This window comes from Streptomyces sp. NPDC001536 (assembly GCF_042894505.1).
Lineage (GTDB): Bacteria > Actinomycetota > Actinomycetes > Streptomycetales > Streptomycetaceae > Streptomyces.
Genome location: NZ_JBIAVQ010000026.1, coordinates 43,297 through 56,039 on the forward strand (window position 1 = coordinate 43,297; position 12,743 = coordinate 56,039).

The 12,743-nt window shown below is 71.8% G+C and carries 12 protein-coding genes; 5 read left to right on the forward strand and 7 right to left on the reverse strand.

What is annotated here, in order from left to right; translation table 11 throughout:
• Positions 1-185: 185 nt before the first annotated feature.
• From ACFY0U_RS43170 to ACFY0U_RS43190, 5 genes are all read right to left on the reverse strand, one after another.
• Complete coding sequence (locus tag ACFY0U_RS43170) at positions 186-1,724, reverse strand: hypothetical protein (protein WP_388645655.1); 1,539 nt, start codon at positions 1,722-1,724, stop codon at positions 186-188.
• Positions 1,724-2,905 carry an FAD-dependent monooxygenase gene (locus tag ACFY0U_RS43175; RefSeq protein WP_388645657.1) on the reverse strand — a complete coding sequence of 394 codons (1,182 nt, stop codon included), beginning with the start codon at positions 2,903-2,905 and terminating at the stop codon, positions 1,724-1,726. The genes ACFY0U_RS43170 and ACFY0U_RS43175 overlap by 1 nt, the downstream gene beginning before the upstream one ends.
• A 566-nt stretch (positions 2,906-3,471) precedes the next feature.
• Entirely contained in the window at positions 3,472-3,858 is a 387-nt protein-coding gene (locus ACFY0U_RS43180) for a Beta-galactosidase C-terminal domain (RefSeq protein ID WP_388645658.1), read from the reverse strand.
• 47 nt (positions 3,859-3,905) lie between these two features.
• Complete coding sequence (locus ACFY0U_RS43185; RefSeq protein WP_388645659.1) at positions 3,906-5,033, reverse strand: sensor histidine kinase; 1,128 nt, start codon at positions 5,031-5,033, stop codon at positions 3,906-3,908.
• The gene (locus ACFY0U_RS43190; RefSeq protein ID WP_388645661.1) at positions 5,026-5,721 is read right to left on the reverse strand and encodes a response regulator transcription factor; all 696 of its coding nucleotides are present in this window, start codon (positions 5,719-5,721) and stop codon (positions 5,026-5,028) included. Before ACFY0U_RS43190 ends, ACFY0U_RS43185 begins: the two co-directional genes overlap by 8 nt.
• A gap of 128 nt (positions 5,722-5,849) precedes the next feature.
• Between ACFY0U_RS43190 and ACFY0U_RS43195 the strand changes: the two genes are divergently transcribed.
• Complete coding sequence (locus ACFY0U_RS43195; protein WP_388645663.1) at positions 5,850-6,452, forward strand: M15 family metallopeptidase; 603 nt, start codon at positions 5,850-5,852, stop codon at positions 6,450-6,452.
• Positions 6,449-7,594: an endonuclease/exonuclease/phosphatase family protein gene (locus ACFY0U_RS43200; RefSeq protein WP_388645665.1), complete on the forward strand. Its 1,146-nt coding sequence runs from the start codon at positions 6,449-6,451 to the stop codon at positions 7,592-7,594. The genes ACFY0U_RS43195 and ACFY0U_RS43200 overlap by 4 nt, the downstream gene beginning before the upstream one ends.
• On the opposite strand, the gene ACFY0U_RS43205 is transcribed toward ACFY0U_RS43200, so the two are convergent.
• Positions 7,584-8,204, reverse strand: a complete 621-nt coding sequence (locus tag ACFY0U_RS43205; protein ID WP_388645666.1) for a hypothetical protein — start codon at positions 8,202-8,204, stop codon at positions 7,584-7,586. The genes ACFY0U_RS43200 and ACFY0U_RS43205 overlap by 11 nt on opposite strands.
• Before the next feature lie 199 nt (positions 8,205-8,403).
• On the opposite strand from ACFY0U_RS43205, the gene ACFY0U_RS43210 reads away from it, so the two are divergent.
• Together ACFY0U_RS43210 and ACFY0U_RS43215 are read left to right on the forward strand one after the other, a co-directional pair.
• Entirely contained in the window at positions 8,404-9,591 is a 1,188-nt protein-coding gene (locus ACFY0U_RS43210) for a sensor histidine kinase (protein ID WP_388645667.1), read from the forward strand.
• Entirely contained in the window at positions 9,588-10,247 is a 660-nt protein-coding gene (locus tag ACFY0U_RS43215; RefSeq protein WP_388645669.1) for a response regulator, read from the forward strand. Before ACFY0U_RS43210 ends, ACFY0U_RS43215 begins: the two co-directional genes overlap by 4 nt.
• Before the next feature lie 36 nt (positions 10,248-10,283).
• Here ACFY0U_RS43215 and ACFY0U_RS43220 read toward each other — a convergent pair whose 3' ends face one another.
• The gene (locus ACFY0U_RS43220) at positions 10,284-11,249 is read right to left on the reverse strand and encodes a GNAT family N-acetyltransferase (protein ID WP_388645671.1); all 966 of its coding nucleotides are present in this window, start codon (positions 11,247-11,249) and stop codon (positions 10,284-10,286) included.
• Between the two features lie 371 nt (positions 11,250-11,620).
• On the opposite strand from ACFY0U_RS43220, the gene ACFY0U_RS43225 reads away from it, so the two are divergent.
• A complete protein-coding gene (locus ACFY0U_RS43225) occupies positions 11,621-12,499 on the forward strand; it encodes a hypothetical protein (protein ID WP_388645673.1) in 879 nt (292 codons plus the stop codon).
• The last annotated feature ends 244 nt before the right edge of the window (positions 12,500-12,743 follow it).

Here is a 12,743-nt window from a genome sequence, read left to right on the forward strand (position 1 = left end):
TGAACGACGCCGCATTCCTGTGACACCGCACATCTCATGCGCGCCTGTGGCACTGTGGAGGTGCTGGCCCGTCGCTCTCCCCCGTAGCGGCGGGCCAGACCTCTGTCGCGATCATCGGCGCCGCCGACCGCCGGCCCAAGTGTCGTCCCCGCCGTAAGACGTGCGGGATTCGCCGAGGCCGCCGCTCAGTCGTTCACCGGGGCCGGCGTCCTGGCGCAGAGGTACGGACGCGCGAGCAGCAGTCCGGTGCCGGTCAGGGCGATGCCGATGTAGACCGGTGCGAGGTGGGTGAAGTCGGTGTAGTGGATCAGGCCGTGGACGACGACGGCGGGGAGGAAGCCGGCGGCGGCCGCCGTGGTCAGGGTCCAGAACACCCAGGCCTCACCCCGTCGCCAGCCCCACGCGCTGAGCAGGAGGATCGCCACCGCCGCGGACATGAGCGCGCCGCCGAAGCCCGCGCGGTCGTGTGCGATGAACGGCACGAGCCGCGGATTGACGGCTTCCAGCGTCTGCGCGCTGGTCCCCAGGAAGGTCAGGTCGGTGGGCACGAAGACGCCGGTCAGGCCGACCACGGAGATCACCGCCCCACCGACGAACAGTCCGGCGCCCGTGATGATCAGGAGGAGTTGGCCGGCGAGTGCCCGTCGGCGTTCCGGCTCCGGGCCTTCGGGGGCCAGGCGCCAGCGGGGCGGGTGCGGGGTGCGGCGTACCCCGGCCACGAACATCGGGAACAGGACGAGCGTGGTGGCCGTGTGCAGGGGCTCCACGAAGCCGGTGACCAGGAAGTAGAACAAGGTGGGGAAGCCGATGGCCCCCGAGAGCAGATACACCTCGCGGGCCCAGGGCCAGCCCCGTCTGATCCCGCCCGCGGCGAGGCCGGTGTAGAGGGCGCCGATCGCGACCATCGTGCCGGCCATGGTGATCCGGTCGTGCTGGAGGAAGTGCACGAGGTGGTGGTTGGCGTGGTGCAGGTCGTGCAGCGTCATGCCGAGGTAGTCACGGTCGTACCAGAGCAGCACCGGCCCGAGGGTGATCGCCGCGGCCCCGAGTCCGGCCCCCGTCATCCCGAGCCCGACGAGCAGCGCCCACCACCAGGCGGGCCAGCGGCGGGGATCGCGGCCGACGTCCCGTAGACCAGGCGCGGGCGCGGTCGGTGTGGCCGCCTCGGTGACCCGGGCGAACCAGCCCGGTCCGGACTCGACGAGCACCGCTGGCCGGGCGAGGACGACGGTGCCCGGCTCCTCGATCGCGGCGGCCGCGGCGGTGACCGACGGGTCGGACACGCGGACCAGATGGGGGTCGTCGTCGGTGGTGAACCCGTCCACGTACGGCTTGAGGGCGGCCTCGACCTCGGGGTCGCAGGTGCGGACGACCAGCGGGATCGTCCGGCGTTCGGCGGCCTCGCGTACGGTCTCCGTGTCGGCCGCCGAGACGGGCGCCACCTCGACGACACCGGCCCCGAGCGGGGGCATGGCGTGGACCGCCTCACGGGCGAGCGAGGGCGGGACGGATATGCCGAGGCGGACGGTCACGGGTACGCCGGCGACGGCCCCGGCGAGTTCCCGCGGCGGATGACGGTGGCCGAACCCCTGGGCGATCAGCCGCGCGCCGGCGGGGCGGGAACCGATCCGGGCCAGCAGTCCCAGCGCGGTGCGCTGCGAGCGGCGTCGGCCGAGGACGGCGGCGGCCGCGTGGCGCAGCGGGTGATAGGTCCAGTCCGGCATCAGTGGGTCTCGTTCTGTGTCGCGGGCATCGGGCCATCGGGTGCGGTCCAGCCGAGGACCGGCGTCATGGAGCGCAGTGTCGCCCGTGTCGGTGTCAGCCGGGCGGCGGTGTCGCGCAGCAACACCGCGGGCGGCCACGAGAGTTGGCCGAGCGCGCCGAGGCGGGCGGAGCGGCGGGTGATGGCCTGGGTGCGCGGGCGGCGCAGCAGGTCGTACGAGCGGAGCGCGGCGGCGACGTCCGGGGTGCCGTCGAGGCAGTGGGCGAGGGTGACCGCGTCCTCCAGCGCCTGGCAGGCGCCCTGGCCCAGGTTGGGGGTCATCGCATGGGCCGCGTCTCCCAGCAGAGCGACGCGGCCGTGCACGAAGGAGGGGAGCGGCGGCAGGTCGTACAGGTCGTGGCGGAGCACCGCGTCCGCGGGGACGGCGGCCAGCAGGGCGGGGACGGGGTCCGGCCAGGACCCGAACCTGCGCAGCAGTTCGGCGTACTCCGAGGAGCCGGAGACCCCTCCGGCGGGCAGGGACGCCGTGGCGAAGCAATACATGCGCCCGCCCGGCAGCGCCGTGTAACCGAACCTCTCCCCTCGGCCCCAGGTCGCCGCGCCTTCGGAGAGCGGCCGGGGGAGGGGCACGGTGACCATGCGCCAGGCGGTGTAACCGGCGTACCGGGGGCCGGCCGCGTCGGGCCACAGGGCGCGCCGGACCACACTGCGCAGCCCGTCGGCGCCGATGACGAGGTCGGGCCGGGACTCGCCCCCGCGGTGGGCTACGACGGGACGGCCGTCGTCGTCGTGGACCGCGGACACCTCGCTGCCCGGCCGCAGGCTGTCGGCGGGCAGCGCCTGGGTGAGCGCCCTCAGCAGGTCGGCGCGGTGCAGGACCGTCAAGGGGTGGCCGAAGCGCCGTGCCAGTTCCGCGTTGTCCGTGCGGGACAGCCACCGGCCCCGGCGGTCGCGCACGCCGCCTGCGGCCTCGACGGCGCCCAGTGACCGGACGTCGTCGGCCAGGCCGAGCACCTCCAGTGCGCGCAGCGCGTTCGGCCACAGGGAGATGCCGGCGCCGATCTCGGTGAACTCCGGGGCGCGTTCCAGTACTTCGACGCGCCAGCCCCGGCGGTGCAGGGCGATGGCCGCCGCGAGCCCGCCGATGCCGCCGCCGACGATGGTCGCAGCACGCTGCGGCATGGTTCCTCGCTCTGTACTAAGGGGCACTGCCCCCGTTCTGGTGGCCGCCGATCCGGTGCCCGAGCGGTGTGCGACGAGACGCGGATCCGGCTGAGCAGCGCCTCATCGCAACATGTCGACAGAGACCTGTCAATGCGCTTTTGGATCTCGTGATCGGCGCCCCCAGGGCAAGGGTCCGGCCCGCGCCCATCAGCACCATCGCCGGGCGCGTACGCCAGGCGGACGGGACGGGGATCCCTCGGGTCGCCGACAATGAGGCCTGCCACCGTGCACCCCACAGACGCGTCGGCGGTCCAGGCGGGAGAAGGCTCGCTGTGCCGCAACATCAAGGGCAGCACGCGATGGCGGGCCGGTCACGGCCTACGACGTCAACGCGCGCTCGGAAGACCGACCATCTCTCAACGCCTCGTGGGCGACCCGCTGCACCCGAACGCTGGCTGCCGCCGCCCCGACGTGAAAGGCGGTCTCGCTCGCCTCTCGCGACCGGTCAGCGACTCCGGCGCTGTGGAAGCGTCCGGGCCGCGCACATGGTGTGGTGCCGCGTTTCGGGGACGTCCGCGAACGATTCAGCGGGGCTCGCGGACGACGGCGACACCTCCCGGTGGGACCGTGACGCTTCCGGTGACCGGTGTGGCGGTGAGGAGTTCGACGCCTTCCGCGGGTGCTTCGGCTCCCTTGCCGGTGTGGTCGATGAGGAACAGGTAGTCGGCGTCCGCGCCGCGCCGACGGACCACCTCGATGTCGGCGGGGACCTGGTGCTCCGGTGTCACGTCGGCCTCCTGGCGGATCCGGTGGAGCGGGGCGGCGAGAGTGTCCTGGTCGGGGTGGGTGCCCAGATACCAGGCGGTGCCGCTGCCGATCCGGTGGCGGGTGACGGCGGGTGGCCGGCCAGGGGACCGTCGGCGTACGAGGCGACGGCCTGCGCGCCGGTGAGCCGTACGCGTTCCGACCACAGGTCGGCGGTGGCGGCCGCAGGCATGTCGCCGGTCAGGCCGACGCGTCAGTTCGCCGATGCGTCACCCGCCGGCGTGCGGGGAGACCGGGGCAGTTCCACACTGACGCTGATCCCGCCCCCGGTTCGCGGCGTGAGGGTGAGCGTTCCGTCGTGTGCCCGGGCGATGGTGTCGACGATGGCCAGGCCGAGGCCGACGCCCGCGTGGTCGGTGTGGATGCGCTCGGTGCCCCGCTGGAATGGCGCGGTGAGCGTGGAGACCACCTGCGGGGTGAGCTTGTCGCCGGTGTTCTCGACCGTGAGCACCACACTCTTGGGACGGACGCTGGTGTCCACCGACACGGTGCCCTGTCCCGGCAGGTTGTGGACGATCGCGTTGTGCACGAGGTTCATGGTCAGCTGGAGCAGCAGCGCGGGTGAGCCGTCGGCGGGGGCGATCTCGCCGGAGGTCTCGATGGTGACACCGAGCTTCTCCGCCAGAGGGAGGAGGGTCTCGGTGGCCTCCTCCGCCAGGAGGGACAGGTCGACTTGTTCCCGGGTGAAGGACCGCTGGCCGGCACGGCTGAGCAGGAGCAGCGCCTCGGTGAGGTCGATCGCCCGAGTGTTGACGGCATGGAGGCGCTCGATGATCTCGCCGGTGTCGTGTGTCGGATCGCTACGGGCCACGTCGATGAGCGACTTCGAGATCGCCAGCGGGGTGCGCAACTCGTGAGAGGCGTTGGCCGCGAATCGGCGCTGTTCGGCGACGTGTTCTTCGAGTCGTACGAGCATGGTGTCGAAGGCGTCGGCGAGTTCGCGGAACTCGTCCTTGCGGCCCGGCAGCAGGATCCGGTGGGAGAGCGATCCGGTTGAGGCCAGGCGGGTCGCCGCGGTGATGCGGGTCAGCGGGGCGAGCATCCGCCCGGCGAGGAGCCACCCGCCCACGAGACCGAACACCAGCAGGAACGCCAGCACCGCGAACGCCCTCGGAGCGAAGACGCTCAGCAGAACGGACCGGATGGGAAAGACCCCGCCCGTGGGCCTTTCGTCCGGGTTGATGAGCATGGCCCGGTCGGGGACGTAACGGAGGAGGAAGACCCACACCGCGGCGAGCAGCAGGGCGCCGGCGACCATGAGGAATCCGGCGTAGCTGAGGGTGAGCTTGAGGCGAACGCTCACGCCGGGCGCCCTATCCATGGTCTCGCCCCTCGTGGCCGGCCTCTGGTCGGGTGTCGATGCGGTAGCCGACGCCCGGCACGGTGGCGATGATCCAGGGTTCGCCGAGCCGCTTGCGCAGCGCCGAGACGGTGATGCGCACGGCGTTGGTGAACGGGTCGGCGTTCTCGTCCCACGCGCGTTCCAGTAGCTCTTCGGCGCTGACGACACCGCCTTCGGCGGCGACCAGGACTTCGAGCACCGCGAACTGCTTCCTGGTCAGCGCGACGTAGCGGCCGTCGCGGTAGACCTCTCGGCGGAACGCGTTGAGCCGCAGCCCCGCGATCTCCCGCACGGGAGGCCTGTTGTGGGCACGTCTGCGGTCGAGTGCTCTGAGCCTGAGCGCGAGCTCCTGGAGTTCGAAGGGCTTGGTGAGGTAGTCGTCGGCGCCGAGCTCGAAGCCGGAGGCCTTGTCGTCGAGCCGATGGGCCGCGGTGAGCATGAGGATGGGCATGCCGCTGCCGGAGGAGACGATGCGGGTGGCGATCTCGTCACCGGACGGGCCGGGGATGTCGCGGTCGAGGACGGCGATGTCGTAGGCGTTGACGCTCAGCAGTTCCAGAGCGGTGTCGCCGTCACCCGCGATGTCGGCCGCGATCGCCTCCAGACGCAGACCGTCGCGAATGGCTTCGGCCAGATAGGGCTCGTCCTCGACAATCAGCACACGCATGCTCCGAGGCTACGAGGCCGCACATATCGTCGGCATATCGAAAACCGCATACGTGCCGGCAACACCACGCCGCCTTGAGTGGCGGTATGACGCGAACCCCACCACCAGCACGAACACCGACCCACCGGATGCGATGGCTCCTTGTCGTCGGCCTGTTCGTCGTCTTAGCGGGGCTCACCGCGGCCTTCGGCCGCCAGGTGACGAAGTCCTCGTCCTCCGCGCCTCCCTTACCTCCCTCGACCGCATCGCTCACGAGCCCTCACCGCAGTGAGCACCGTGGCGGGCTCGGCGAGGCCGGCGGTGCCGTCCCCGACGGTGTGACGGTCTTCGACGACACGATTCCGGCCGTGACCAACCTCGACCCGGATCTGCTCAAGGCCCTCCGCGAGGCCGCGGCGGACGCCGGCGTGGTGTTCTACGTCAACAGCGGCTGGCGTTCCCCGGAGTACCAGGAGCAGCTTCTTCGCGAGGCGGTCTCCGAGTACGGATCCGAAGAGGAAGCCGCCCGATGGGTGGCCACCGCGGCGACGTCTCCCCACGTGTCGGGGGACGCGGTCGACATCGGACGCTCCGACGCGACGGCGTGGCTGTCCGCGCACGGCGCCGAGTACGGCCTGTGCCAGATCTACGAGAACGAACCCTGGCATTACGAACTGCGCACCGAGGCGATCACCCGGGACTGCCCGCGCATGTATGCCGACCCCACCCAGGACCCCAGGATGCAGCAGTGACCAGCAGTGATCGAGGACAGACCATGGCGCAGGCGGACCCGGCGGAGACCGGACAGAGCGGTGCGGGCGGCCAGGAGACCGACACCGCCGCCCCGCCCGCGGGCATCCGCCAGGACTCCGGCGCCTCGACGTGGCGCACGGCCGTCCAATGGGCGATCCGCATCGGCTCCCGGCCGGAGCCGTGGAAGCGCGGCCCGGTGCTCGCGGCGCTGGCGCTGCTGCTCGGCCTGCTCCTGGGGCTGCACGCGAAGATCCCCAACCGGATCGGGGGCCTCGGCAGCCTGGTGGAGACCTTCCTGCCGTGGTTCGGCCTGTTCATCCCGGTACTGCTGGCCGCGGCCCTGTGGCGCCGCTCCGCCTCCGCGGTGGTTGCCCTGCTGCTGCCGGTCACGGTCTGGCTGAACCTCTTCGGCGGGCTGCTCGGCGACAAGTCCCACGCGGGCGGTGACCTCACCGTGGCCAGCCACAACGTCGGCGCCGACAACCCCGACCCGGCCGGTACCGCCCGCGACCTGGCCGCCTCCGGTGCGGACGTGCTGGCACTGGAGGAGCTGACCCCGCAGGACCGGGCCGTCTACGAGAAGGGCCTGGCGAACGCGTACCCGCACCACACGGTCCAGGGCACGGTCGGACTGTGGAGCAAGCTCCCGCTGTCGGACACCCGGGCGGTCGACACCGAGATGGACTACGGGCCGCTCGGCGATGCCAAGCCGGCCGACGTGAAGATGACCTACAACCGGGCGCTGCGCACCACGGTCGCCACCGACCAAGGGCCCCTCGCCGTGTACGTCGCCCACCTGGGGTCCGTACGGGTGACTCCCAGGACGGGCTTCTGGACGGACTCGCGGGACAGGAACGCGCAGGCCCTCGCCAAGGCCGTCGCCGCCGAACAGAACGAGCGGGTCGTGCTGCTCGGCGACCTGAACGGCACCATGGACGACCGCGCGCTCGCCGGCATCACCTCGCGGCTGCGCTCGGCACAGGACACGGCCGGGGACGGCTTCGGCTTCACCTGGCCGGCGACGTTCCCGGTGGCACGGATCGACCAGATCCTGGTCCGAGGAGTGGAGCCGGACAGCTCGTGGGTGCTGCCGGCCACCGGCAGCGACCATCTGCCGGTGGCGGCCGGGATCAGCTGGTGAACGCCGAGACAGAGGGACGGTCGTTCGCCGAGGCGGACTGCCACAGGGCCGTGGAGAGCCAGACCAGGACGATGCCGACGACGAGGTGCAGTGCGCTCGTGAGCACGGATTCGGGCAGCGCGGTCAGGAAAGCTAACAGGGGCAGGGCGACGGCGTACCCCCACGCCGGGACCTTCGGCAGCATGCGCGCGCGGATCGTCGCCGCCCCGAACAGGGCGCAGCCCACGGCGAAGACGACGGCTGAGCCGAGGAGTACGGGGATGGTGGGGCCCGTCAGTTCCGCTTCGATGACGTCGTCGTCGAGGTAGTAGAGCACCAGGTTCGAGGTGAACGCGGCCCCGCCGAACAGACCCAGGCCGACGAGGTTCACGAGGTAGGCGGTCTCTCCGAAGCGACCGGTGACAGGGCTCTGCCAGTGGTGGAGCCCGGTGAGGAAGGGCAGGGCGAGGGCGGGGGAGAGGGCGAGGAGGAGGCTGGTCGCGGCGGTTTCGCCGGTGAAAGCCTCGACGGCGGCGGGCAGCGCGATGAGCAGGCCGGACAGCACCCCGCAGAGGGCGCCGAATCGGGTGAGTCGGGCGGAGGCGGGCGCGGTGCTCAGCGGTAGGGCCATGAGAGCCAACTCCGGTTCGTCGAGGGGCAGGTCAGGCCGACACCGTAGGAAGTCGGCAGCCGGTCGGGGCAGTTGCCGAGCGGCCACATCCGAGGCGGGAGGTCACGGCACCCGGGGTCGTCGGGGTGCCGTTCGGCATGTGCCGTTCGTCCATCCTTCGTCGGCCCCGGACGGAGTTCTCCCGTAGGTGTCGCCCGGCATGCGCCTTCGGCCTAGCCTGGCGGTGGCGTCGGGGGTGGGGGTGTGCATGTCGGCGTATGTGCCCGTGCCGTGGGTGTCACCGCTGCTGTACGGCGCGGTCTTCCTCGGCGGTGTCTACTACCTGGCGGCGGATCTGGGCGCCGGCCCCGGTCTGCTGTCCTGGCGCACGGCCGGCTTCGTCGCCGGGCTCGCTGCCCTGTGCGCTCTGGACCTGGCGGAGCGCCGCCGGAACCTGCCACGGGTGCCGATGCTGCTCGCGCGGTGCGGGCTGACGGGCGCCGTGGTCGCCCTGGACGCGTCGGAACTGTCCCAAGTCCTGTTCGTGCTCCTGCCGTTCACCGCCTACTTCGCGTTCGGCCGCACGACGGCGCTCGTCCTGGGGGCGCTGTGCCTGGCCGGACTGCTCACCGGCTTTCTCCTGACAGCCCCCGCCTGGTACCGCGACATGGAGTACGTGTCCGATCTCCTCATGGTCGGCGTCGGCCTGGTGCTCGCGATCTCGATGGCCGCCGTCGCCGTAGGCGAACAACGCGCCCGGCGAGAACTCCAGGAATACGCCGCACGGGTCGCGCAGCTGTCCGCGGCGACCGAACGCAACCGGCTCGCCCGCGACATCCACGACAGCCTCGGCCACCATCTCACCGCGATCTCGGTGCAGTTGGAGATCGCGGCGGAGTTCCGCGTGCTGGACCCGGACGCGGCCGGACGGGCGATGACCGAGGCCAGACAGTCCGTGAAGCTGGCCCTCGGCGACGTCCGCCAGTCGGTGCGCGCGCTGCGCGACGACACACCGCGCCCCTCACTGTCGGCCGCGCTCGCGGGATGGGCGCGCGACGACGGCGCGGGGCCGTGCGTCAGCGTGGAGGTGACAGGCGACGAGGACGGTTACGGCACGGCCGCACTGACCGCGTTGTACCGGGCCGCGCAGGAGGGGCTGACCAACGCGCTGCGCCACGCGCGGGCCTCGCGGGTGTCCGTGGCGGTCCGGCTGACCGAAGACACCGCGCACCTGGCGGTGACCGACGACGGCTGCGGCTTCGCACCGGACCGGGCCACCCCCGGATTCGGCCTGACCGGCATGCGCGAACGGGTGCACCTGGTCGCGGGAAGCGTCGACATCGACAGCAGCCCGGGCGCAGGCACCCGACTCACGGTCGTCGTCCCGCGGCGGGAAGGCGAGCGGTGAGCCAGGAACCCACGGCGGTACGGGTGTTGGTGGTGGACGACCAGCAGCTGATCCGCGACGGCATCGCCGCACTGCTCTCCATCCGACCGGGCATCACCGTCGTCGGTACGGCGGTCAACGGGCGGGAAGCCGTGGAGAAGGCCGTGGAACTGGGGCCCGACGTCGTGCTGATGGACGTACGGATGCCGGAACTTGACGGCGTCGAGGCCGTCGCCGTGCTGCGCGGCCGGGCACCGGAGTGCCGGGTCGTGATGCTGACGACGTTCGACGACGAGGAGTACGTCGTCCAGGCGCTGCGCGCGGGAGCCAGCGGCTATCTGCTCAAGGACCTGCCGGCCGAGGAACTCGCGCACGCGATCCGCCTCGCGCACGCCGGAGTCACCCAACTCGACTCCACGGTGGCCGCCCGGCTCGCCGCCGCCCTGCCCCACTCCGCACCCGACCCGGCCGCCGCCGGCCCCGCCCCCGCCCTCAGCCCGCGCGAACTCGACATCCTGCGGCTCGTGGCACGCGGCCGCACCAACCGGGAGATCGCCGCGCAGCTGTACCTCAGCGAAGGCACCGTCAAGAACCACATCTCCCGCATCCTCAGCCGCCTCGCCCTGCGCGACCGCACCCAGGCGGCCCTGCGCGCCCGCGACCTCGGCCTGCTGTGAGACCGCTGCCAGCAAATGGCCGAAAGGAGCACACCGCTACAGCGGCCGTACGTAGCCGATCCACGTGTGCAGGGTGCGGAACCCGCACCGCTCGTACAGGCGCAGCGCACCGTTGGCATTGGCGCTGTCCACGTTCAGACCGGCTCTGCGATAGCCCTGCTCCTGGCCGGCCCGCAGGCAGCTCGTGAGCAACGCGGTGGCCACGCCGCTGCCCCGCCAGGCCGGACGGGTGCCGAGCCGGTCGATCCAGCACTCGCGGATGCCGGTCATCGTGGTCTCGGCGTCGTACTCGTGGCTGAGGAGATACCCGGCGACCTCGTCCCCGTCCAGCGCCAGGAACGACACGTCGGGCCGGAACGACCGGGCACCGGTGGTGCCGTGACGCCACCGGTCCGCGGTAATCGGGGTGTGACCCCAGTTCTCGCGGAACGCCTCGTTGTGCGCCGACCGGGTCGCGTCGTCGTACGCCGCGGTGAAGGGGACGACGCGCAGCCCACCCGCCGGGGTGGTCACCGGGATCGCGTCGCCGTCCAGCGCCTGACGCATGTCGAAGAACCAGCGCCGCGCCTGGAACCCGGCTCCCTGATACAGGTCCCGTTTGGCGGTGTTCGGCGCGTGGATCTGGAGGTGCGCCTCGCCCGGCAGGTCGGGAAACCGCTCGCGATGCAGCTGCGCCGCCCGGGTCACCTGCCACTTCACCAGATCGGCACCGACGCCCTGCCCGCGCGCGTCGGGTCGCACCGCCCCTTCGACGTACACGAGGTGCACGTCGGTCGCGTCCGGCAACCCCGTCGCCTTGGCGTAACCGATCAGCTCGCCGTCGGACCACACTCCCACCGAGTCGGTGGGCAACTCGATGCGTGGGTCGCCCAGTTCATCGGCGAGGTCCTCGGTGTCGTAGTGCTCGTCGGTGCCGTCGGTCGCCTCCACCGCGGCGAACAACTGGGCCAGGGCCGGGGCGTCTTGGAGCGTGAGCGGCCGGCGGGTCGGCGTCGCATGCATGGGCGGGACGATAGGGGTCTCGGAGGCCGCACGCACCTAGGTTTCGGGGCGTGACCGCCCTGGCGGGTGGTGATTACCTCCCGCCACATGCGCTAAACTTGATCACGAGCTGGTCGCCACAACTCTGGTTGGTCGGCAATGCGTTGGTCGTCTAAGGAAAGACGCCCCGCTTCCTGCGGGGAAATGCAGGTGCAAGGCCTGCCCGGCGCTCGATCTGGGGCCTGTCCGCAAGTGCGGACGGGCCCCACGCGTTTCTCTGCTCGACCAGGGCGGTCCATGCGGCGAACGCCGAGGGCCAGCCGTCCGCGATCAGACGGTTGTTCTCCGGGACAAGTGGTGGGGGAGACATGTCGACAGTGCGGGAGGGGTCCGTGAGCATCTCACCGCCGACCGACTGGGCCGGCCTTCACCACGCCTACGGCCGGGCGGTGGACGTCCCGGGGCAGCTGGCGGCACTGTCCGACTCCGACCCGGCCGTACGCCGCGCGGCCCGGTCGGCCCTCTTCGGCAGCGTCTGCCACCAGGGCACCCGGTGGCCCGTCAGCGCGCATGTGGTGGCTCCGCTCGTCGCCCTCGTCGACACTCCCTCGACGCCCGGCCGGGACACCGTCCTCCACCTGCTGCACGCCGTCGCCATCGGCAACCTGTCCGACGACGAACTGCCTTTCAACCCCGCGCGGGCCTTCGCCGAGGCCGACCTGGTGCGCCCGGCGGACGAGGACGCCGTCCTCAGGGTTCTCTTCGAGGAGGAGGACCCGGACATCGATGCCGTCGCCGACATGGCCGACGCCGTGGCACTGCGCTGGGCCGCCCAGGCATACCGTGCGGCCGAGCGTCATACGGCCTCCTTCCTGAGCTGGCTGCGCGATCCCGACCCCGCCGTGGCGACCCTCGCGGCGGCGTTGCTGGTCTGGTTCGCCCCGGTGCCCGGGCTGTCGCGCGCGCTCGCCGCCGTGCCGTGCGACGCCGCTGAAGCACGGGCGTCGGCGAACCTCGCCCTTGTCTTCCTGCCCGGACATCCCGGCTCCGATGAACTCGGAGCCCTGACGACGTGCCTTGCCTCGTCCGACGAGGTGTTACGGGTCACGGCCGCGATCGCCCTGGCCCGCCGACAGTCGGCGGCACTGCCCGACGCGGCACTGACCGTCCTGGTGCACGCCGACGCGGTCGCGGTCTCCGGTGCCGTTGAGGGCTGGGACCGTACGTTGCGGGGCCATGTCGCGGTGGCGCTGCGCCGCCTGGGCCTGTGACCCGCCTGCGCGTGAACGCGCGGCCCGCGGCCTGTTGATCACCCACCCGTCAAACCGCCAGGGCGGGCAGCCTCGATTGGGTATCAAGTCGCCAGCCTCTCCGAGAGCGTGGGCCGTGGCAGAATGCCGACATGGTTCTGATCAGAAAGGGCTATGCCGCGTAGGCGCCCGAAGGCCGTCCGCGTCGAGCGGTGGCGGCCACCGAAGCACATACCGGTCCGTCGGATCCCAGGCGTATCAGCGC

Excerpts from the sequence above, each read along its gene's own strand:
- ACFY0U_RS43170 (WP_388645655.1), bottom strand. The coding sequence starts at position 1,724 with ATGCCGGACTGGACCTATCACCCGCTGCGCCACGCGGCCGCCGCCGTC.
- ACFY0U_RS43175 (WP_388645657.1), bottom strand. The coding sequence starts at position 2,905 with ATGCCGCAGCGTGCTGCGACCATCGTCGGCGGCGGCATCGGCGGGCTC.
- ACFY0U_RS43185 (WP_388645659.1), bottom strand. The coding sequence starts at position 5,033 with ATGGATAGGGCGCCCGGCGTGAGCGTTCGCCTCAAGCTCACCCTCAGC.
- ACFY0U_RS43190 (WP_388645661.1), bottom strand. The coding sequence starts at position 5,721 with ATGCGTGTGCTGATTGTCGAGGACGAGCCCTATCTGGCCGAAGCCATT.
- ACFY0U_RS43195 (WP_388645663.1), top strand. The coding sequence starts at position 5,850 with ATGCGATGGCTCCTTGTCGTCGGCCTGTTCGTCGTCTTAGCGGGGCTC.
- ACFY0U_RS43205 (WP_388645666.1), bottom strand. The coding sequence starts at position 8,204 with ATGGCCCTACCGCTGAGCACCGCGCCCGCCTCCGCCCGACTCACCCGA.
- ACFY0U_RS43210 (WP_388645667.1), top strand. The coding sequence starts at position 8,404 with ATGCGCCTTCGGCCTAGCCTGGCGGTGGCGTCGGGGGTGGGGGTGTGC.
- ACFY0U_RS43220 (WP_388645671.1), bottom strand. The coding sequence starts at position 11,249 with ATGCATGCGACGCCGACCCGCCGGCCGCTCACGCTCCAAGACGCCCCG.